This window comes from Virgibacillus halodenitrificans, assembly GCF_001878675.1.
Taxonomy (GTDB): domain Bacteria; phylum Bacillota; class Bacilli; order Bacillales; family Amphibacillaceae; genus Virgibacillus_Q; species Virgibacillus_Q halodenitrificans.
Window position 1 is genome coordinate 1,198,985 of sequence record NZ_CP017962.1, and the last position, 19,600, is coordinate 1,218,584.

Sequence of the window (19,600 nt, forward strand, 5' to 3'; positions counted from 1 at the left end):
AAGAAATAGGAGAAAGAGCAACTATAAAACTATATGAGCCAGTTGATATACCAGCGATGAAAAAGTAATAATCGATTTAACGTAATAGACTAGTCACAATTACGGTTCTAAGTCAAATGACGTTGGTATTGAATTTTAGTCGATTTTAAAATGCATTTATTCGTCGCACTCTGGGGAGGTTAAGCTACCCTAGAGTGTGATTTGTTTTCATCAGATATAATAGGCTTCTTTGCCACAGGTTTAAATTTGAAATGTAATCGTATTCGGTTCTTGTAATGATTAAAATTCCGGTAGCCATATGCAATTCGATTGAGTACCTTGATCTTATTATTAATTCCTTCAATTCGGCCATTATTATAGGTATATTGGAAACTGTTTTTTATATAGGGCAAGTGCTTCCTTAATGTTTTAATGCTTGTTCTTAAATAGGTGGACGCTGCAGTTGGGCACTGTTTGCTTAACACGTTTTCCAATGTATGGTAATTCTTTTCATCAATGGCTTCCAATACATCCTGATATAAATCATAATTGATTTTAAGTTCTTCCCTATAATTCAATATCTCTTGCACTACTGAACTTTCAAGACGCTGGCCAAATAGGCCGTAGTATTTATATTCTGTATAAGATAAATTCGATCTTTTCTTCAGTAAAAGCTTCCAATAACGTTTAAGGCGACGATACTTCTTCTGATCTTCTCCATGAGATGTTCGGAGTTGGTTCATTATTTTAACACGCGTTTTATTCATTGCTCTAGAGATAAGTTGAACCAAATGAAAACGATCAATAATAATATCCGCATTTGGAAACATCTCTTTAATCAGACTTACATAACCTGCATTCATATCGATGGTCACGGTTTGCACTTGCTTTCTAGTTGATAAGCTATAATTGGTGATGAAATGATCTGTAATGGTGCGGTTATCACGACTATTTAAAATGTCTAAGATGTCACCTGTTTCAACATCGATATATTCAAAAGCCATCTTTCCTTTGGCATACTTAAATTCATCAAATGATAGATGCTTAGGCAGGGCATTGTAGTTCGGTTTATATGTATCCGCCTCTTTATTGATGACTCTCTGAACAGTTGCACCAGAGACACCACAGTCCTGCGAGATATCTTTAACGGACTGTGCCCCGGCTGATTTAATAATGATCTGTGCTTTTGTATTTGAGGATATAAAGCTATGGCGCTTCACGATATTGGTTTGCGCAGTAAAGCTTGTAACACAATGCTTACACATAAAACGCTGTTTACTCAATAATAAATAGGTTGGGTAAACTCCCATGGTGGGAATGGTAATACGGGATAACTGTGTTCCATTCTTATAAATAGTAGAGCCTATTTTTTCTGCTTGGCAGTTTGGGCATTGATCCACTTCATATGTTAATGTCGCCTTTATAAACTTACATGTCTTTCCCTTATGTTCTCCATACGTCACTGCATTTTCGTTCACATAAATATTTTTATCTTGAATATCTAACAAATTTCTTATATCATTTGATATAGACAAGTGAGTTCCCTCCCAGAATTAGTGTTCAGCGACTTTAATTCTACAGGGAATCTCACTTGTTTTCTATTTATAAACACAAAAATGACGTAGGTGAGTTTTCCCCACCAACGTCATTTATTGTACAACCAATTTATATTCATCCTTACAAAGAGCCAGAGGAACTTCCCCCCTGGCTCTTTTCTATTAAAATGGATAATCTCTAAATTCCTTTTGAACAGATATCCATTTTCCTTCTGTAAATTCATCAATGACATATGGGCTGCCAAAACGACCTATCCCGCTTTGTCGCATACCACCAAACAATGCGGTTGGTTCATCATTGACGGGCTGATCGTTAATGTGGGTCATTCCGAATGCCAATTCTAAAGCATATTCCCTTGCTTTTTCTTCATCATTGGAGAAGATGGAGGAACTTAAACCGTACTGTGTTGCATTGGCCTTTTCGATAACCTCGCTATCTGAACTTGCCTTTGTAATAAGTGCCACTGGGGAAAAGAGTTCACTTTGTGCCACTTCACTATCATTATCAACATTGCCAATCACAGTTGGTGTAAGAATGTTGCCAATACGTTCACCTTCCAACAGCATATCAAATCCAGCTTCTTTTGCCTTATTAATAATATCCTGTGCTCTTTCTACTTGTTTTTCATTGATAAGGGGCCCTACAACGACATCAGGGTCTCGTGGATCACCATATTTTAGCTCTTTTGCTTTAGCAACAAATTTTTCTGCAAATGCGTCATAGACATCCTCATGTACAATAATTCGATTAATCGCCATACAAATTTGCCCTTGATGCAAGTGTTTCCCGAAGATAGCTGCATTAACTGCTTGATCAATATCAGCATCCTGAAGAACACAGAATGGACCATTACCGCCAAGTTCTAATGCAACTTCTTTTAATTGTTCTCCAGCAACTTTCCCGATTTGGCGTCCAACAGGCGTAGAGCCAGTAAAGCTAACAAGATTTGCGTCTTTATGGTTGAACATGCCATCACCAATAATTTCCGGTGTAGTTAAAATGGATTGAAATACACCAGACGGGATACCAGCCTCTTCATATGCTTTAGCGATGGCAGAACCGGAAATAAGGCCACATTGGATATCTGCTTTGTGTACTACTGTGTTACCTAATGCTAAGGCTGGCGCAATCGTGCGCATAGACAAGTATAGTGGAAAGTTGAATGGTGCGATGGAAGATATAACTCCTTTTGGTAATCGATAGTTTTCATTCACCTTATTTGGAATAATAGAAGGCTTTTCTTCAAACTTACCAATCTCATCAACCATTTTAATAGACTCTTCCATTAATCCAATTGTTAAATCTAATTCAAGATTTGCTTTAACTTGCGTACTTCCAGATTCCAGTGTCAACATTTCAATTAGTGCTTCTTTGTTCTCTTTAAAATAACTCAATGCGTTAGTCATTACTTTTTTGCGAAGCTCGGCATCTTGCCCCCATGAAGACTGAGCTTCTTTCGCTCCTTCAAATGCTTCATTCAACTGGTCGAACGAGGCAATATTTACTTTTGCCAAAACATCATTATTATAAGGGTTAACCATATTTTGTTGGGTGCTTTCCTGTCCATCTACCCACACACCATTAATATAACTTTTATTCAATTCCTGATATTGATTCATACTAAATTGCCTCCTATCATAGTTCATAAGTGTTCTGGAGACTTAGGTTTCCTAAAGAGTCCCATTCTTCTCATACCCTTTTCAATTATTTCACAAACAAAGGGGAGTGCCTTGCTAGAATACGCTTGTTCATTTCAGTAAGAAGTACCAAGCAAAATACAATGGAAAGGTGGAGAAGTTGCTTCGAAGATATTATTAAGTAGTAATTAACTATTTAAAACAGGATGAATAGTAAGTTAAACTAAATGAGACGATTTAAATAAGAGAAAGGAAGAGGATATGGAGGAGATAGCAACCTGGATAAAAGTCATTGCAGTTATAAGTTTTGTTTTATCTTTTTATTTTACACTTACATTTTTTGAGAATGTACCTAAAGGTGATGAACGTGTTAATAAACAATTAAAAGCAGCAGCTGTGATCTGCTTCGGAATTGCTTTTCTTCTACCGCTACTTTTTAGCTTGCTGTAGACCTGAGATATTTTCTTTAAACGTATACAGCAACTAATATGAAAGGAGGTAACTAGTGAATAAACAATACAACCTAGGATCCTTCTATTTGCTGCTTGCTTTAGCAGCATTGGTGGGATACGCAATTTATTCTAATATAAACCACATGTGGTTAGTAGCACCGCCAAACTACATCCTGCTCCTCGGCAGTCTATGTATCTTGGTTTTAGCGATAAAAGGTTTAAAGTACAAGGAAAATAGATTAGCAAGGATACGAAGCTGGGTGACGGTTGCTTTTTCTTCACTTTTATCCATAGCCCTAATAATCGCTGTGATTGTTACTTTTCTTGCCTCGACGATGGGGGCAAGTGTACATATAAAAACAGCCAGCTCGCCTGATGATAGCTATACGCTTGAGTTTTATCGATGGAATGCAGGTGCAGCAGGTTCACTCGGGATCAGTGGGGAAATAAACGGACCACTTTGGACGAAGAAGAGATTCTATTATCAAGTAAATAAAGAGGATGTAAATGTCACATGGGAAGATGAAAATACAGTTACCATCAACAATCACACATTGCAATTGGATGAGGGAGAGACATACGGTTATTAACAGATAATAAACTTCTATTAATAATGCTTATTCATGTGCAATCTATTATAATAGATGAAAAGGAGGTGGAGAAATGGAGAGCCAAATAATCACAATGCTTACTGACTTGGATAAAGAAATGAAAAGTATGCGTTCCGAGATGAATCAGGAAATAAGCGAAATGAATAAGCGATTTGATGCCATTGACGCTAAATTGGATAGTATTGTTGAGGGATTTGGGTTTACAACTACATCTAGTGACTTTGACTTTTTGCTTAGCAAAGTAAATGAACTGGAAATGGAAGTTTATAAATTAAAGAAAAAGAGCTTGTGATGTTCATTTGTCGGCTGGTATTCTGTGTACACGATCAGAGTTTTAAGCAGTTCACAGTCTACGATTCCAGAGTAAATATTACTACTTACCATACACCTTTTTCGCATAATAAAAGGTTAAAATTGTCGTAGTAATTGCCAACACCAACAGGAATACCAGCAAATATCCAAGAAGACTAATGAGAATGTTATCTACAGGAGAACTGTAAAAATAAATGGACCCAAGCAATCTGTGAAAAAAGCTAAAGCAGATGATAAAGTAAACTAGCTGTAAAATTTTAATTTCAGTCACCTCCGCTCATCATTCGACGAATTACTTCCAACTCTCTTCACGAAGCAACTGTAAAAGTACAACATGCTTCTCTCTTCATTAATTATTCCACATGTATGAAATGCCACAGCTCAACCTCGCATAGATGCAAATATCTTTTATTTCAAAGCATTTTTTCTTCATCTATTTTATAACTTCCCGGGACATTAATCCATCCCGCTGAATATGCTACTACTGGTGAGAACTTAAGTAGGAGGGATGAGGTATGTATTGGTATGAACCCTATCGTGTGAATCAAGCACAACTAGTGGATGGGGCATATGGAGATGTAAATGGGAATGGTACGCTTGACTACGTGTTTTTAACCGCAGTAAAAGCAGATCCTTCCAGTCCTTACTTGCAAGACATTACGCTAAATATTCAGGACGGGGCGACGAACAGGTTATATAATATTTCGTTAAATAAAGATGGAAATTCCGGTTATCAGCCAACCGTGTTTCTTGGCGATTTTACGGGGGATGGCATCAAAGATATTTTAGTTACGATTGATTCAGGTGGCTCTGGTGCCTTTACGTTTAATTATATTTACTCGTTTGTAAACAACCAGGCTAGAGAGTTATTTGATTTCAACAAATACAATGAACAAAATAAGTACAGTGTCACCTATTTGGATTACTATAAAGTAAATGTGTATAGCCCGGCGACAGGGCAGGCGTATGTTGTGGATATCAGCAACAGAGATGCAGAGTACCTATCACAGATTTATGATGAAAAGGGCATATTGAAGCAGCCTGTCCAGGGGATGTTTGATGGTGTCAGTGGATTCTATCCCGTAGATATGGATCGTGATGGGGTCTATGAAATTCAGGCATATCAGAAAATCAGTGGGCTTTATCATGCGGATTCCTTCGGGTATATCATCAATACATTAAAATGGGAACAAAATAAATTCTCTATTTGGCAGCAATGGATGGCGATCTACGGAAGCGAGCCAAAGTAAGCAAAGACGGGAAGTAATAAAGATGTCCCTGTTGCCAGGAAAAACACTGTGCAAATAAAAAATAACGAGGTCGGAGGATTCATGCCTTCCACACCTCGTTATTTTTCTTTTACAATACAGGGGAAATCAATCTCGAAACAGATTCCTTTAGTTGAATGATTTTCGGGCGTTTTTTGTATTCCTCCCATGTTATTTCTCTTGCTAGCGGGATATCTTTTTCAAAGGCGTCACGTAACTCCTCAGCTGTTTTTTCATCATATAAAAAAGCATTCACCTCAAAATTAAGCTTAAAGCTGCGGGGATCGATATTCGCTGTTCCCACAGATGCAGTTGTATCATCAACAACAAGTGATTTCGCATGAATAAATCCATTTTCATAGACATAGATTTTGGCTCCAGCTTTTAACAGTTCACCAGCATGGGACAGGGTTGCCCAATAGACAAACATGTGATCAGGCTTATCAGGAATCATGACACGCACATCGACACCAGACATGGCAGCTATTTTCAATGCATCCAATAAGCTCTCATCTGGGATAAAGTAGGGTGTCTGTAAATAAATATATTTTTTGGCTGAGTTAATCATTTTGACATACCCATTTTTAATTTGCTGCCATTCGGTATCCGGACCGCTGGACACAATCTGTGCACCGACATTTCCTGCTGCCGGCAGACGAGGGAAGAGATTCTCCTCATAGGCAATATCATGATGCTTCGAAGCTTGATTCCAGTCTAAAATGAATCTCGTTTGCAGGGCATGTACGACATCACCTTCTGTTCGAAGATGGGTATCACGCCAATACCCAAACTTCTTATCCAAGCCGAGATATTCATCCCCCACATTAAACCCACCAACATACCCAATCTTTCCATCCATGATAGCCAGCTTACGGTGATTCCGATAGTTCAGATGGAAATTCGGGAAAAAGACTTCGACTAGCCCGCCAGCTTGCTTCAGCTCTTTATAAAAGTGGGAGGAAATTCCTCTTGATCCCATGTAATCATACAGCACACGCACCTGCACACCCTGTTTTGCTCTTTCAGTTAGCGCAGCAACCAATTCCTTTCCCAGTCCGTCTTCATGAATAATGTAGTACTGGATGTGGATATGGTTAGTGGCCTGTTTAATATCTGCCAACAGTGCATCGAACTTTTCTCTTCCATCTGTATAGATCGTTACCTCATTATCCTGTGTGAAAAGCGCACCATCATTGACCAGATGCATGTAAATATTATCTTTATATGCGGCACTGTTGAAGCTTTTAAAGGAAAAGGTTCCATCTTTAATTGTCTTGATCTGTTCTTCGGTTCGTTCTTTAATACCAATTTTGTCTTGGTCTGCCCAGTAAAACATTTTCTTCCGTGTGAAGTTTTGGTTGAAAATGAGATAGAGAATAAACCCAACTACAGGCAGAAACACAAGAACCATGAGCCATGCCCATGTGGTACTCGGGCTTTGCCGTTCAAAGAAAATAATTACGATTGCTAGAAAAATATTTACAAAAAATAAAACACTTAAAAGAATAGACATTCAGCGCCTCCTTGATGTTACTTATTTGTTATTTAGCCTACTTAATAGAATCTGATATTGTTCAATAGTACACTTTTTCACATTGCATGGTAAAGTCTTATCCTTTCCTATATATAATTACAAATTATAAACAGAGAGCATCGTGTGAAGTGAAAAAATGAAACAGTAGCCCTTATTAAAGTGTTACAAATACCTCCTAAATGATTGATTATTTTGTATATTAAGCGAAATTTATTGCTATCTTTATTCGTAAGGCGTAAATTGGAAGTAGAATCCATAGGGAGGGTGATGGTAATGAGTGAGTGGCTTACTAGTTTACAAACAGATACACCACAGGAAGGGTTTGAACTGGCAATCACGTTGGCACGAAAAGGAGTGGGGTACACCCAACCTTCAGCTGAAGTCAGAGAGAAATTAAGATCGGTATACGAGGATAATGCAGATAGTCTTATTGCATCTTCTCAAGTTATTGCGATTCACTATCAAACTGTTGCAGCAGCGAATAATTATTGGAAGTAATTAATAGGAAATGGATGTTTAGATAAAAACTACAAGGTGGGAATGAAATGGAAAAGAAGACATGCTCTGAGTGTAAAGGAGAAGAATTTGCTGAAGGAACGGATTTTATGGCTATCAAGCCGTTAGATAAGAAACTATCCAAAGGCTCAAACAAAATCTATACCTTCTGTCTGAATTGCGGAGAAGTTATATCTATAAGGGTTGATAATCCAGAATTGTTTCGGAAGTAAATATTATATGTTTGAAATGTCTCCTTCGCACAATGTGAGAGGAGTCTTTTTTTGCCAACTAGTTGGAATTTTTTGTTGTCTTCTCTGTAATCTATTAGTATGATCATGATACATACCTATTTTTATTCAAACAAGGGGGTTTGTTGGAAATGAAAATGATAAAAATACTCATTTATTTAGGTATTGTCTTAGCAGTGTTTACAGGTTGTTCCACTGACACAAGCGAAGAAGCGGAAGCTGATTCTCCGCAAGCGAATGACGAGTCGGGATCTCAGGATAAAGCTGCAAGTGATAAAGAGAAGAATGAATCAACCAATGAGCAGGAAGCTTCCACTACGGAAAACGGGCAAAGTTCGGAAGGCAGTGCGCCTACAAAGGCAGATAGTAATTCCTCAAATAACAAAGAGCAGGAAGATATTTTAGCGTCATATTCCAATGAACAAATCGAGTATGCACGGGTTTGGCGCCAGCTTGGACCAAATCAAGAGGTAGAAGAAATAAATGTCCGTCACATACCTGCTGGGACGAAATTGAACGCAAAGGATGATACAAGCACGGTTTACCCGGAGGATGTTATCCAATTATCAGGTGTCCGACTAGTGGACGGGTCGGTAACATATAGCGGGAATGGGGATGGCACCATAAACGTATATGATATTCCCCTGCGTTGGGATGGTGTTTATCCAGCAGGTGAGAAGTTTTACAATGATCTGCTGGAAAATAATGAACAAATAGCCATTGATCCAGGGAAAGACAAAGAAATCGCTGAACTCATCAAGCGTATCCAGATGCAGAACTAGAAAGCATTCTAGACTTAAAAAAGCTAAAAGACGGAAAGGATATAGAAAGTCTTTCGGTCTCTTAGCTGACCTTTATTAGTATATATGCCATACGAATTGCCCTTCCAATAATGATGATTTTACTTTTCCACCGGCTCCAAGATTGTCCGTTGAAGAGGTACACCACCCATAGCTACATTTCTTCCATGCATCACATATTGCTTTCCATCCACAAGGAAATAGCCATCCCCTTGATATTCCACTTTCTTTCCTTCTTTTTCTAATTCTTCGGTAACAGCTTTAGCATGCTCGGTGAGGTTTGTATAGCGATCATCAAGCTCCAACGTAATATTATTATTTCGATATCCCATTAGACGGCTAAATCCAAATAAAATAATAATAAATATTGCAATTGTAATAAGAATGTCCACAGTAATTCCCTCCCAATGAATTATTTGGTAACTCTAGTGTAAAGCGAAGAGATTATTTATTCAATGCGAAAACGCTATCATATTAGGTGTGCAACAACTGTAAGCACATGTTGCACATAAGCTTTTTCAATAAAAGAACCTATATTATAAAATAAAAACTAAGATTTTTTATTTACATCAAATTCAGTTAATTTACTGGAAATGTCTGGTATAATTAAGTGAGGTTATTCGTGAAAATGAGTGTGTATTGATCAAGAAACGTAATTGATTAATGGTAGAAAAAGGGGCGGTGGGTCAATGGAAGTTCAGCGAGTTAGTACACTTAAAGCCATTCTACAAGAAATTAGAAATACAGTTGATGAGCAATTGAATCTGCAGCTTGAATTAAATAAATGTGAGCGAATCATTCAACGGTTGAATTCCTTTTCAACAGCGTGCGAAGAATGTAACCAACATTTTAAGCTTTTAGAAGACGATATCCTCCAACTGAAAGATAAATTAGGTGAACTGGAAGATTCCGATTTGAAACACCATAAGCAAACATTAGAGACGATCAGCTCTCATCTTCAGGGGAAGCACAAGCTAGTATCAAGTGGTCATTATTTAAGTATTAGCATGTGCTTTGGTCCAAGTATCGGCTTGTTATTTGGTATGTTGATCTTTGATAATATTGGATTTTGGTTACCAATCGGTATGGGCATCGGGATAATAATTGGAGCGTACTTAGATGCTGATGCCGGTAAAAAAGGGTTGGTTTTGTAAGTCTTGTTAAACAGTAAACGTTAATATGCGGAAAGGAATTTCATATGAGAAAGAAGAGGACTTTCATTTGGGAGACAGGGGGAGTAATAGCACTCATACTTATTTACTTGTCTGTCATGACATGGTATTATCCATTATCCTCTTTCAGCATACATAAAAGTTACACATATAAGCCAGGCAAAATATTATATAACGATAAAACATATGGAGAAATAGTAAATGCGTTCAAAAAAACGTATGAGAAGGAACTAGTTAAGGAATTTGAGAGTAAGGGGAGAGATCTTGATTTAACTGTAGTCAAGACAGAATATATCCTTCCACTATTTGAACAGGAATGGCTGCTTGGCACAAATCCTGTAACTATAAAACCTTATAAACTGGAGAACATGCTCTTCGAAGTACAACATAGTAGAGACATAATGTTACAGCTTCTCGCTGATGAGAATTATACGAAAGAGCAGGGGAATTATTTGCTTGCCAGCATTAAAAACCTTCTCCATATAGAAGATAGCATCAGAAACATCCGTGATGAGAAGTTTATTACAAGAAAAGAATTAAAAAATTCAATTCGAAATCTTCGCGGTGATTTTAGAGACGGTTTTCGATTTTATGTAAATCCATTTTACGAAAGGACGAGGTAAAGAGGAAGCGCATCTGATTTTAGTAATAGAAAAATTTAGTTGTAGAACAATGCCTTTAGGAAAGCGGAGGAATATTCAGTTGAACTTTATCAATTTCATAGATCCATTTTTAATGCAATTAGTTATCGTTCCTGTTGTAGTAATTGGCTTAGGTGTTTTAGCAGCAATTCTAACTAAAAGAGTATTCGTTGGACCTATCGTAACACTACTTTTGTATTTGTTGTATGAAATATGGTCTTCACTTTATTACTATCCCGAATCTGGAATTAGCCTTACAATTTTTAATATAATATATCCGTTTATAACTTTTATTATTTCTGGGGTAGCAGATAAGCATGGGGAGAAAGATTAAAAGCTATTAAAATATTGTACTTGGAAAAGAGCTATTTACATGAGCAGTTGGAGGGAAGGTTAGTGAAAAGAATAGCAGGTTATTTGTTATTTTCATTATTACTGGCACTTATCTTAAATGGATGTGCGTTTACTAATAATGAAACGAAAGATTCGAATGAGGATATATTTCAATATAAGGGCACTGTCATTGGTGATAATAGTGCAATAATTAATATCCTTGGTAAACTAAAACACAATGAAAAATTTGAAGAAGCTTCACTTGTTACAAGTGAAAAGCCTTATGGTATGACAGTGACATACGGTAGCCTGGATACTCCAGAGGTTGAAAAAGAGTATAAAGAAACGGCAATTACAAATGCTACTTTTCTTTTTGCATTAATTAAAAATGCAAAATGGATCACTTTTCATTTTGATGACCAGGCATATAAAATTACTAGATCTAAATTACAGGATTTCCATAGTAACGATTTAAATGAGTTTGCAAGTCAAAAAGAATTGGAGGCAGCTGTAGAGAAACAGTTGTCAGATGATAGCAAAGTGAACCAATTTTTTGCCCAATAGAATTCTTTCTAGTGACAACCGGAATAAAAGACGCGTAAACGAATGGCCATTTATTAAAGGAGAGTGTAGATGTGCTTGAACAAATGGAATCATTTTTAGCAAATGAGATCACAGATCAAGAATATTATGACGGAATCATTGACTTTGTAACTTCCTGCAATATTAGAAGTGGGGAATATGAATGTAACGAATTTGTCATTAAGAAAATGGATGCTTTAAACTTCATTATTTTTCCTGAATATATAATTGATGGGAAAAGGGAAATTCACAGTTCAGTGTCCATAAGTAAGAAAAAATTAGTTAAATTGATTAACAGTTATGCAAGAAAGCAAGGATTTGTTTTAAAAAAAAATTAGTTTTATAAATTTAAAAGATAAGGTAACCAGCTACAATCAGATAAGGAGAGAAAGAGATGATGATTATTATTGGAAGCATAATTGCAATTACGCTCATTTCCATAGAAGTACAGCTTAAGCGATTAACCAAGACACATGCGACAATAGCTGAGCTGCTCAAAGAAAAGGTTCACTCATCCAAATAAAAAAATCACTTAAAGAAAGAGATGAATTGCTAGAAACAATTTGGAAGTTGAAATTACCGAACAAGAACAAGTCTATCCTGTGGTCTGACCAATGTTATTCCAAAGTTAGGTGAATATTTACCGTTATGATATTCTATTTGTAAAATAGGTTGAAAGGAAGGATTTTAATGGTCATTCCAGACAAAAAAGATAAATATTCATATGCTGATTACCTATCATGGGATGAAGGGGGAAGGATTGAGTTAATTGGCGGTGTGATTTTTAATATGTCCCCTACTCCTTTGAGAAAGCATCAACAAGTTCTTAGAGAGTTATCTACAGCCTTTTCTATTTTTCTGCGAGATAAAGAATGTGAAGTATTTTTTGCGCCTTTTGATGTGCGATTATTAGCGGACAATAAACAGGATGAGGATATAAATAATGTTGTTCAACCAGACTTATCGATTGTATGTGATCAAGAAAAATTGGATGACAGAGGCTGTAACGGAGCGCCGGATATGATTATCGAAGTCCTCTCTCCTTCATCTGTTAAGCTGGACTGATGGAAAAAGTATCAGCTTTACGAAAAAGCGGGAGTAAAAGAATATTGGCTTGTTGATTCAATCAACGAATCAGTAGAAACACATCTTTTAATTGATGGGCAATACAAATTTCAAGGCGTCTTTACAAAAGAAGACACCGTTACTGTAAACATTTTGACTGAAATGAAGATCGATTTAAATCAAATATTTTTGTAGGAAATGTGAAATATAGTGTCATTTTAAACAATGTGTTTGGAAATGTTTGAATGAAACACAAAGCATTATTCCGTGCCATATATTTTGCAATTGGCGTTCTTGTTGCATTTATCCTTTTTCGACTTGATCTGCCTCAAGTGATAGAGCTAAAACCTGGTAAATGGTTTCTTATATTTTTATTGGTAACATCATTAATGAACTTGTGCTAGTAAAAACAGATAAAAAGCGAAAATAATTTTTAAGCAGTTTAGGAAGGAGATGACACAATTGAACATGACCCAACAATGGAAGCAAGAGGATAGTGACTTTATCAGAAAAAAAGTTATTGAACATAATATGGAGAAGCTTCCTGATAAGCTTAAAACTCCAAACGAGGATATTAGTTTTGTTATCAAGGATGATGCAGGGGAAATCGTGGGAGGAATTACGGCAAACACGTTCTGGCATCAAATGCATATTGAATTTCTGTGGGTGGACAAAAAAGTTAGGGGACTAGGGTATGGCAGTGCACTTTTACAAAAGTTAGAGAACTTTGCTGAAGAAAAGGGATGCCGTTTTGTTTATTTAGATACTTTCAGTTTCCAGGCCCCTGAGTTTTATAAAAAACATGGATATGAAGTCTTTGGTACTTTAGAAGATCATCCCAAAGGGTTTAATCAATATTTCTTACATAAAAGATTTGCTGAGTAGAAATGTTTTGTAGGAGTTGAGTAGTCGTGGGGAAGCATTTAATTACTAATCGCTTATTGGAAAAGTTAGTAGGTGCAAGCTTTTCTATATCAATCTATTATATCACCACATTGATTGATACCAACTTTAACCTTTTTGAATTTCATGAATTAATTACACAGCCAGCAATTTGGATGCTGTTTTTTGGTTATGGAATACTTAGTTCTCTCATTATTGATGATGGCATAGGAAGAATGATCCCTCGTTTCAACTTAGGTAAACAGATATTATTTTATATTTTATTTGGGTATCTTATTTTTTTATTTTTTTTGCCCCTCGGGTATGTGTTAATAGCTGGTACAGTTGGTGCTTTTTTCTCCCTTCTGTTTTTACTAGGTAAAAAAACACTAAAACCGTTCAAGTGGTACAGCTGGATGGTTTTTATTGTTCCAATTGTATGTCTTGTGATGTGGCCGTTCGATTTCACTTCAAAGATTGGGTGGAACGAAGTAGCTGAAGATGGATTTGTAGAGATTGATTATGAATTTTTCAATGGCGAGCATCTGATCCCGGTTCATGGGAAGAAAGGGGAAAAGATTTACTTTGATGTTGAACATACCAACATTAGTGGAGCAAACGGAATGTCTCTTTATGATGAGAACGGAGATTATGCTGGAATGAATGAAGAAGGTGGAGATATAGTAAGCATGGATTTTGAAGAAACAACCACAAAATATATTGTGGTATCCACTATAAATGGAAGATATGGGAAAATCCAGGTGACATGGTGGGAATAGGGAATTATTTCAGGCGTGAAAGATAAAAAGTTTGTATAAAACAAATTGGAGGTTTTCTATTGGAAATCCCTAGACTGGCTTTCTTCCGTTTCGTGATTGTTTGTGTGGTAATCTTAACACTTTTGTTCACAAATAATCTGGGACCTTTCACTTTCTTTATCATAGCTGGAGGTTTTTCGTTAGTTGAATCCATTCTATCAAAACGAAAATTTGATAGAATAACTGGTAACAAATTTATCGATTATGGTTGGATCCTGTTTGTCAACATTACCGTTGCAGCTGTTTTAATATACAGTGGTGAGTATGAATAAAATAATATTGGGGCAATAGTACTTAAAGATTAAATCAGCCCACTTTAGGAGAATGGAAAATGAATACGTTTTATATAGCTTCAAGTCTTTCAAATATAGATACAGTACGACTTGTTCGCAATCAGTTAATAAAAAAGGGCTTTGTTCATACATATGATTGGACCCAAAATGAGAGGGCTTCAACGATTGAAGACTTGGTCAAAATAGGCACGAAGGAGAAAAAAGCTGTGTTAGAAGCAGATTTTATTGTTGTGCTACTGCCGGCTGGAAAAGGGAGTCATATAGAATTTGGTATGGCGCTAGGCCAAGGCAAACCCATTTATCTCTATTCACCAAACGACGATATAAATAATATTGCAACGACAAGTACATTTTATCACCTATCAAATGTTGAAAAATGTGTCGGGACGATTGATGAGTTAGTGGAAAAAATAACAAAAAGTGCATTGAACCGTATTTAATTTAAATTAACATACACATACATATTAAGGGGGGGTAGGCGATGGAATTTTTAGCCCTGTTTTCATTTTTGTTTATTTACATCGGGATACCTTTAGCAATCATATTTTTCTTAAAACAAATCAATGAAATTAAAGAGAACAGTGAACTACATAGTGAACAAAACAAACAAATAATTCAATTATTGAAGGAGTTGCGTGACAGTAATTAAAAGAAACTCCTTGAAAATAGAAAGGAAGATAATTTGAAAAAATTATACAGAAATATTCTTATTTATACTATTGCGGTTATTTTATTGGTGTTGGTTCTTGAATTATTAGGCATTAACACTGCTATTATTCCAGCAGTAATTGAATGGGCTACAACATTTATCCTGCCATGGATTGGCTTATATTGGCTGATTCGTTTGGTTAAGAGCCTTGAGAAAAGGTAAGAGCCGACTATTTAGTATTTCTTAAAAAGAAAGAGGTGCACCGGAAGTTGAAGATTCGCGAGATAAAAGATCAAGACAATAAAAAAATGGAGCAAATTATAAAACGGTCGTTGGAGCAAGTGGGGTTAGATATCCCTGGAACAGCGTATTTTGATCCTCAATTAGGCAAATTATCCGCATTTTACAAGGATAAATCGAATGCTAACTATTGGGTTGCTGTAACGGAAGAAGATGAAGTGATTGGTGGAGTGGGAATTGGCCCTTTTGTAGGTGATTCGACGGTTGGTGAGCTGCAAAAGCTATATATTAGCCCGGTACACCAAGGAAAAGGGCTTTCCAAGGAATTAATGCGCGTAGCATTGGATTTTGCTAAGAAGCATTATGCATATTGTTATCTCGAAACTTCTCATGTACTTGAAATTGCAAATCGCCTGTATAGTAAATTCGGTTTCCGCGAACTTACCGAACCGATAGAAGGCTCAGAGCATGGCACGATGGACACGTGGTATATAAAAGAATTATAGAAATAGGAGCTAGTAGCAAGTAAAAAAGCGTCTCTGCAAATTTTTGGCAGTGCCCCAGAATACGGAAAAGTAGGAGCGAAATGAACATGAAGGAAGCTATAAGTATACTTTTAATTATTGGGATTGGAATAATCTTATATAAAAAAGGTATATTGCGGTTTATGAGTACAAAGATAATAAATTATACATATAAAAAGTTGCAACATACACTAACAGTCCGTTACAAAAAATTTACCGGCATAGAGTATTATTATTTTAAATTAAAGAAAGGCGTCAGCTATACACTGAAATTAGACGTCACTGTAGAAGAGGGCGCGTTGGAACTTGAATGGAGGAGCTTTAAAGGTGTAGTGGATAAAAAGCGCTTTGAAGCAGATGGAAATGGTGAACTAACGTTTACTGCAAGTACCCGGTTGTATTCAGTAAGACTTGAGGGAAGCGATACCAAGGGCGGCTGTGTGATTGAAGTAGTCCAAGGCATAAGCAACCAAGCTAACTGAAAGTAGAAATAGAACGTAGGTAAATACCAAAACAAAAGCTGAAAAAGCTCGTGTTGAACTCCTAAGCATTAAAGAAGCGTACATTTATTTCTAAAAAATATATAGAGTGGGTGAGAGGAGGGAATTTTGTGATAAGAAGCAAGTTTACAGTTATTGGCGCTATTATTCTGTTTATTATTTGTATGTGGTTATTCTTTCCATTTCCTGATGATCCCTTGCTACATGCTACTACTATTTTTATGTCCATTCCCATTATGGACCATGATGGTTATATAAAAGCTGGTGTCATTGGTTCATTTTTATTTGTTGTCGCAATGGTATTGCTGATGTTCGGTTTAAGAAAATTCCGTCTTCGATCACTGATTATTGTGATATTCTTATACAGTTTTTTGCCACCAATACTTATCAAAGTATATCAAGAGACACTTGCAGAAGGTATCTTTGCTGTTTCAAAGGAAGATGAGGGGGAATGTGATTTTAATTCAATAAATGAATCCCAGTTAGAGGGCGAATGTCATTTTACGCTTCAAAACCGGAGAAATGAACCAGTGACCTTCGAAGTTCAACTGATCGATTCCTTCATTGATGAAACGCGCATGGAGTCGCTAATAAATGAGGCAGGCCCACACATGTTAGCATTGGAAGCAAACGAGAAAAGAGCAATACATCTAAAAGAAATTATTGATATTACTGGAGTGCAAAACCATATCTCGGAAGGTTCATCTTTCGCCCTTCATTTTAGGCTTATTGATGGAAAAGATGAACGGATCTTATGAGTAGAAGTACACTAAGTAAGTTAAATACAGGAATCGCTCTCTTCATGCTGATTTTCACTTTTTATTATTTCTTTATGATGCAATTTCTATCCCAATCAATGTGATTTTTTCATTTTTATCTGTCATGTTTTTTCTGTTTGGGATTCACTATTTATGCTATAAAGAAAAAGTTTTAGGATGTGTACATATCACCGTGGCATTATTTTTGATTTTTGTTGTTATTAATCCTTTTCTCCCAATACTGTAAAAATGTATTGACTTTTGTGTTGGAATAATGTAAATTGATAAATAATTTAATAAATTAAATGCAACTTCTTATCAAGAGAGGTGGAGGGATTGGCCCTGCGAAACCTCGGCAACAGGCTCTGTAGAGTACTGTGCCAAATCCAACAGACAAGTATTTGTCTGAGAGATAAGAAGAGGATGCTATGATCGTACAGCCCTCTTCTTATTTTGGAAGAGGGTTTTTCTATTTTAAATTAAAAAAGTTTGGAGGCTTTTTAAACGTTAAACAAAGTAATTCGATCTGATTTATAAAATTTTTAAAAAGAGGGGTAGTTTATATGTCATCATATGGATATTGGATGATTATCTTTGCAGTTGGATATACCTTTGTACTAATAATTGCAGGTCAGTTAGCAAAAAGGCGAGTAAACCGACAAGATAGCTACTTTGTTGGTGGGAGAACTTTCAATAAGTGGATTGTGGCATTTTGTATTACAGGGTTATTTTCCGGATCTACGTATATTTCTATTTTGGAGTTATCCTATTTAAATGGCGTTTCAGCAATATGGTATGGGGTGGCTGAAATTGTCCAAATCGTTATTATTGCTTTATTAATAATTCGATCCTTCCGTAAAAAAATGCTAATTACGATTTCCGGACTAATCGGTGATAAATATGGCAGGGCAGCGAGAGGAATGGCAGGTGCTATTACTGCTTTTGCCTTTCCGATGTGGTCTGTGGCGACAGCGATTGCTTTCGCGTCAGCTATGCACGTATTCACAGGCATCTCGCTGACATGGTCTGTAGCATTTACTGCCATCCTGTTGTTTGTATATCTACAGGGAGGAGGGATGTGGTCCATTGCTTTTACGCAAACAATGAATGGCGTGTTATTTTTTCTCATGTTTATTGTTGGTATTGTGGCTTTTTTTATCAACCCGGGAATCGAAGGATTAAAAACGCTAATGGTAGAGTCTCCGTCAATGTTTGCGTTTGATAGTGTTGGTTTACAGGTGATTGTCGCTTGGTTTGGTACCTTTCTGGTAAATGTCATTCTGGCTCAGGCAGCCTTTCAAATGGCGCTCTCATGCAAAGAGCCTGAAGAGGGTCAAAAAGGATTAATGATTGCTGGCGTCTTAGCGGTTCCCTTTATTATTTGTGGCATTCTGTTTGGAGTTGCAGCGGCAGTGGTTGTTCCTAATGCACAAACAGGTCTCATTGCGATTCCGCTTTATTTAATGGAAGTACTACCTGCGCCATTAGTCGGCATTTTCTTTCTTGGTGTGTGGGGCTGTGCATTGAGCTGGGGAGCACCGTGTCAATTTTCTGGGGCTACCAGTCTTGGGCGTGACGTGGGAGGCGCTTTACATCCACGGGCCAGTGAGAATCAGCTAGTTTTTTATACGAAAGTTTCCCTCCTTCTATTAACTGTATTAATGATTATCTTTGGTATGCTTCGGACAGAACAATCCGCGTGGTGGAATGTGTTAGCATGGACCATTCGGAATAGTGCTACATTTGCTCCCGTTGTTGCTGCATTATTCTGGCCGGTCGTTACTAAACGGGCGGTATGGGCAGCGTTAATCACAGGCTTTATCAGTGGTTTGGCATGGTATTATTTAGGCGGATGGCAGCCAAATGCATTTTATATGAACATTCATCCAGTTTGGGTTGGAAGCTCGATCAATGTGCTAACAATTAGTATTGTTACAATATTGGACCCAGCGGCAAGGTGGTATTTACAGCTTAGTAAGCAAGCAGGAAGAACATATGCCGCCATACTCAGTGGCTTTATCCTGCTCGCCATAAATATTATCTATGCGGACACATTATATCAAAGTGGGTTGACTGGATTGTTTGTATTTATCACCATCATCGCATTCTTTATTTCAGCTATCAGACTTGTACGCCCAGTGGAAGAAAAAACATCAATCGAGGTGAGTGCAGTAGCAAAAGCTACCCAATAATTAAAATGGAATGAGTGTTATAGAAGAAAGCTCTTTATCTTTTAGGGTAAAGTGC

Annotated in this window: 28 protein-coding genes, 1 pseudogene and 1 riboswitch; of the genes and pseudogenes, 25 read left to right on the forward strand and 4 right to left on the reverse strand. The window is 36.8% G+C overall.

The window, feature by feature from the left end; translation table 11 throughout:
• Positions 1-179: 179 nt before the first annotated feature.
• A complete protein-coding gene (locus tag BME96_RS06275; protein ID WP_071649969.1) occupies positions 180-1,508 on the reverse strand; it encodes an ISL3 family transposase in 1,329 nt (442 codons plus the stop codon).
• A gap of 189 nt (positions 1,509-1,697) precedes the next feature.
• On the reverse strand, positions 1,698-3,155 hold the full coding sequence (locus BME96_RS06280) for an aldehyde dehydrogenase family protein (protein WP_071648649.1): 1,458 nt from the start codon (positions 3,153-3,155) through the stop codon (positions 1,698-1,700).
• 279 nt (positions 3,156-3,434) lie between these two features.
• Here BME96_RS06280 and BME96_RS06285 point away from each other — a divergent pair, with 279 nt between their 5' ends.
• From BME96_RS06285 to BME96_RS06300, 4 genes are all read left to right on the forward strand, one after another.
• On the forward strand, positions 3,435-3,623 hold the full coding sequence (locus BME96_RS06285; protein ID WP_071648650.1) for a hypothetical protein: 189 nt from the start codon (positions 3,435-3,437) through the stop codon (positions 3,621-3,623).
• A 55-nt stretch (positions 3,624-3,678) separates the two neighbouring features.
• A complete protein-coding gene (locus BME96_RS06290; RefSeq protein ID WP_071648651.1) occupies positions 3,679-4,215 on the forward strand; it encodes a DUF5412 family protein in 537 nt (178 codons plus the stop codon).
• Between the two features lie 73 nt (positions 4,216-4,288).
• The gene (locus BME96_RS06295; protein ID WP_019377188.1) at positions 4,289-4,528 is read left to right on the forward strand and encodes a hypothetical protein; all 240 of its coding nucleotides are present in this window, start codon (positions 4,289-4,291) and stop codon (positions 4,526-4,528) included.
• A gap of 535 nt (positions 4,529-5,063) precedes the next feature.
• Complete coding sequence (locus BME96_RS06300; RefSeq protein WP_071648652.1) at positions 5,064-5,798, forward strand: spore coat protein; 735 nt, start codon at positions 5,064-5,066, stop codon at positions 5,796-5,798.
• A gap of 109 nt (positions 5,799-5,907) precedes the next feature.
• Here BME96_RS06300 and cls read toward each other — a convergent pair whose 3' ends face one another.
• The gene (gene cls, locus BME96_RS06305; protein WP_071648653.1) at positions 5,908-7,329 is read right to left on the reverse strand and encodes a cardiolipin synthase; all 1,422 of its coding nucleotides are present in this window, start codon (positions 7,327-7,329) and stop codon (positions 5,908-5,910) included.
• 294 nt (positions 7,330-7,623) lie between these two features.
• On the opposite strand from cls, the gene BME96_RS06310 reads away from it, so the two are divergent.
• The 3 genes from BME96_RS06310 (at position 7,624) to BME96_RS06320 (ending at position 8,878) form a co-directional block, all read left to right on the forward strand.
• The gene (locus tag BME96_RS06310) at positions 7,624-7,848 is read left to right on the forward strand and encodes a hexameric tyrosine-coordinated heme protein (protein WP_071648654.1); all 225 of its coding nucleotides are present in this window, start codon (positions 7,624-7,626) and stop codon (positions 7,846-7,848) included.
• Between the two features lie 47 nt (positions 7,849-7,895).
• Positions 7,896-8,078: a hypothetical protein gene (locus tag BME96_RS06315; RefSeq protein ID WP_040954914.1), complete on the forward strand. Its 183-nt coding sequence runs from the start codon at positions 7,896-7,898 to the stop codon at positions 8,076-8,078.
• Between the two features lie 149 nt (positions 8,079-8,227).
• Positions 8,228-8,878 (forward strand): hypothetical protein, encoded by a 651-nt coding sequence (locus BME96_RS06320; RefSeq protein WP_071648655.1) that lies wholly within the window; start codon positions 8,228-8,230, stop codon positions 8,876-8,878.
• Positions 8,879-8,997: 119 nt separating this feature from the next.
• Here the strand turns inward: BME96_RS06320 and BME96_RS06325 are convergent, their stop codons facing one another.
• Entirely contained in the window at positions 8,998-9,288 is a 291-nt protein-coding gene (locus BME96_RS06325; protein ID WP_071648656.1) for a hypothetical protein, read from the reverse strand.
• Between the two features lie 297 nt (positions 9,289-9,585).
• Between BME96_RS06325 and BME96_RS06330 the strand changes: the two genes are divergently transcribed.
• The 18 genes and pseudogenes from BME96_RS06330 to BME96_RS06400 all read left to right on the forward strand — a co-directional run bounded on the left by BME96_RS06330 (position 9,586) and on the right by BME96_RS06400 (position 19,545).
• The gene (locus tag BME96_RS06330) at positions 9,586-10,050 is read left to right on the forward strand and encodes a glycine zipper domain-containing protein (protein ID WP_071648657.1); all 465 of its coding nucleotides are present in this window, start codon (positions 9,586-9,588) and stop codon (positions 10,048-10,050) included.
• A gap of 44 nt (positions 10,051-10,094) precedes the next feature.
• The gene (locus tag BME96_RS06335) at positions 10,095-10,691 is read left to right on the forward strand and encodes a hypothetical protein (protein ID WP_071648658.1); all 597 of its coding nucleotides are present in this window, start codon (positions 10,095-10,097) and stop codon (positions 10,689-10,691) included.
• 79 nt (positions 10,692-10,770) lie between these two features.
• Positions 10,771-11,043: a hypothetical protein gene (locus tag BME96_RS06340; RefSeq protein WP_071648659.1), complete on the forward strand. Its 273-nt coding sequence runs from the start codon at positions 10,771-10,773 to the stop codon at positions 11,041-11,043.
• A 62-nt stretch (positions 11,044-11,105) separates the two neighbouring features.
• Positions 11,106-11,606 carry a DUF4825 domain-containing protein gene (locus BME96_RS06345; RefSeq protein ID WP_071648660.1) on the forward strand — a complete coding sequence of 167 codons (501 nt, stop codon included), beginning with the start codon at positions 11,106-11,108 and terminating at the stop codon, positions 11,604-11,606.
• A gap of 71 nt (positions 11,607-11,677) precedes the next feature.
• The gene (locus tag BME96_RS06350) at positions 11,678-11,962 is read left to right on the forward strand and encodes a hypothetical protein (RefSeq protein ID WP_083547427.1); all 285 of its coding nucleotides are present in this window, start codon (positions 11,678-11,680) and stop codon (positions 11,960-11,962) included.
• 56 nt (positions 11,963-12,018) lie between these two features.
• Positions 12,019-12,147 carry a hypothetical protein gene (locus BME96_RS20050; RefSeq protein ID WP_019377172.1) on the forward strand — a complete coding sequence of 43 codons (129 nt, stop codon included), beginning with the start codon at positions 12,019-12,021 and terminating at the stop codon, positions 12,145-12,147.
• A gap of 167 nt (positions 12,148-12,314) precedes the next feature.
• Positions 12,315-12,884, forward strand: a pseudogene (locus tag BME96_RS06355) (Uma2 family endonuclease).
• A gap of 50 nt (positions 12,885-12,934) precedes the next feature.
• Entirely contained in the window at positions 12,935-13,093 is a 159-nt protein-coding gene (locus tag BME96_RS19550; RefSeq protein WP_156035966.1) for a hypothetical protein, read from the forward strand.
• 58 nt (positions 13,094-13,151) lie between these two features.
• Positions 13,152-13,574, forward strand: coding sequence for a GNAT family N-acetyltransferase (locus BME96_RS06360; RefSeq protein ID WP_071648661.1), 423 nt, complete (start codon positions 13,152-13,154; stop codon positions 13,572-13,574).
• A gap of 26 nt (positions 13,575-13,600) precedes the next feature.
• Positions 13,601-14,350 (forward strand): hypothetical protein, encoded by a 750-nt coding sequence (locus tag BME96_RS06365; RefSeq protein ID WP_071648662.1) that lies wholly within the window; start codon positions 13,601-13,603, stop codon positions 14,348-14,350.
• Positions 14,351-14,409: 59 nt separating this feature from the next.
• Positions 14,410-14,661 carry a hypothetical protein gene (locus BME96_RS06370; RefSeq protein WP_071648663.1) on the forward strand — a complete coding sequence of 84 codons (252 nt, stop codon included), beginning with the start codon at positions 14,410-14,412 and terminating at the stop codon, positions 14,659-14,661.
• Between the two features lie 59 nt (positions 14,662-14,720).
• The gene (locus tag BME96_RS06375; RefSeq protein ID WP_071648664.1) at positions 14,721-15,122 is read left to right on the forward strand and encodes a group-specific protein; all 402 of its coding nucleotides are present in this window, start codon (positions 14,721-14,723) and stop codon (positions 15,120-15,122) included.
• Positions 15,123-15,163: 41 nt separating this feature from the next.
• Positions 15,164-15,331, forward strand: coding sequence for a hypothetical protein (locus BME96_RS19555; RefSeq protein WP_156035968.1), 168 nt, complete (start codon positions 15,164-15,166; stop codon positions 15,329-15,331).
• Positions 15,332-15,364: 33 nt separating this feature from the next.
• On the forward strand, positions 15,365-15,553 hold the full coding sequence (locus BME96_RS06380; RefSeq protein ID WP_019377164.1) for a hypothetical protein: 189 nt from the start codon (positions 15,365-15,367) through the stop codon (positions 15,551-15,553).
• Between the two features lie 47 nt (positions 15,554-15,600).
• Positions 15,601-16,077 carry a GNAT family N-acetyltransferase gene (locus tag BME96_RS06385; protein WP_071648665.1) on the forward strand — a complete coding sequence of 159 codons (477 nt, stop codon included), beginning with the start codon at positions 15,601-15,603 and terminating at the stop codon, positions 16,075-16,077.
• Positions 16,078-16,163: 86 nt separating this feature from the next.
• Positions 16,164-16,577, forward strand: coding sequence for a hypothetical protein (locus tag BME96_RS06390; protein ID WP_071648666.1), 414 nt, complete (start codon positions 16,164-16,166; stop codon positions 16,575-16,577).
• A 128-nt stretch (positions 16,578-16,705) separates the two neighbouring features.
• Entirely contained in the window at positions 16,706-17,353 is a 648-nt protein-coding gene (locus tag BME96_RS06395; RefSeq protein ID WP_071648667.1) for a hypothetical protein, read from the forward strand.
• A 312-nt stretch (positions 17,354-17,665) separates the two neighbouring features.
• Positions 17,666-17,772, forward strand: a riboswitch (SAM riboswitch).
• Between the two features lie 144 nt (positions 17,773-17,916).
• On the forward strand, positions 17,917-19,545 hold the full coding sequence (locus BME96_RS06400; RefSeq protein ID WP_071648668.1) for a sodium:solute symporter family protein: 1,629 nt from the start codon (positions 17,917-17,919) through the stop codon (positions 19,543-19,545).
• The last annotated feature ends 55 nt before the right edge of the window (positions 19,546-19,600 follow it).

Bases quoted from the DNA above. Each gene is read 5' to 3' on its own strand.
- BME96_RS06280 (WP_071648649.1), bottom strand. From the start codon at position 3,155: ATGAATCAATATCAGGAATTGAATAAAAGTTATATTAATGGTGTGTGG.
- BME96_RS06285 (WP_071648650.1), top strand. From the start codon at position 3,435: ATGGAGGAGATAGCAACCTGGATAAAAGTCATTGCAGTTATAAGTTTT.
- BME96_RS06295 (WP_019377188.1), top strand. From the start codon at position 4,289: ATGGAGAGCCAAATAATCACAATGCTTACTGACTTGGATAAAGAAATG.
- BME96_RS06300 (WP_071648652.1), top strand. From the start codon at position 5,064: ATGTATTGGTATGAACCCTATCGTGTGAATCAAGCACAACTAGTGGAT.
- cls (WP_071648653.1), bottom strand. From the start codon at position 7,329: ATGTCTATTCTTTTAAGTGTTTTATTTTTTGTAAATATTTTTCTAGCA.
- BME96_RS06310 (WP_071648654.1), top strand. From the start codon at position 7,624: ATGAGTGAGTGGCTTACTAGTTTACAAACAGATACACCACAGGAAGGG.
- BME96_RS06315 (WP_040954914.1), top strand. From the start codon at position 7,896: ATGGAAAAGAAGACATGCTCTGAGTGTAAAGGAGAAGAATTTGCTGAA.
- BME96_RS06320 (WP_071648655.1), top strand. From the start codon at position 8,228: ATGAAAATGATAAAAATACTCATTTATTTAGGTATTGTCTTAGCAGTG.
- BME96_RS06330 (WP_071648657.1), top strand. From the start codon at position 9,586: ATGGAAGTTCAGCGAGTTAGTACACTTAAAGCCATTCTACAAGAAATT.
- BME96_RS06335 (WP_071648658.1), top strand. From the start codon at position 10,095: ATGAGAAAGAAGAGGACTTTCATTTGGGAGACAGGGGGAGTAATAGCA.
- BME96_RS20050 (WP_019377172.1), top strand. From the start codon at position 12,019: ATGATGATTATTATTGGAAGCATAATTGCAATTACGCTCATTTCCATA.
- BME96_RS19550 (WP_156035966.1), top strand. From the start codon at position 12,935: ATGAAACACAAAGCATTATTCCGTGCCATATATTTTGCAATTGGCGTT.
- BME96_RS06375 (WP_071648664.1), top strand. From the start codon at position 14,721: ATGAATACGTTTTATATAGCTTCAAGTCTTTCAAATATAGATACAGTA.
- BME96_RS19555 (WP_156035968.1), top strand. From the start codon at position 15,164: ATGGAATTTTTAGCCCTGTTTTCATTTTTGTTTATTTACATCGGGATA.
- BME96_RS06390 (WP_071648666.1), top strand. From the start codon at position 16,164: ATGAAGGAAGCTATAAGTATACTTTTAATTATTGGGATTGGAATAATC.
- BME96_RS06400 (WP_071648668.1), top strand. From the start codon at position 17,917: ATGTCATCATATGGATATTGGATGATTATCTTTGCAGTTGGATATACC.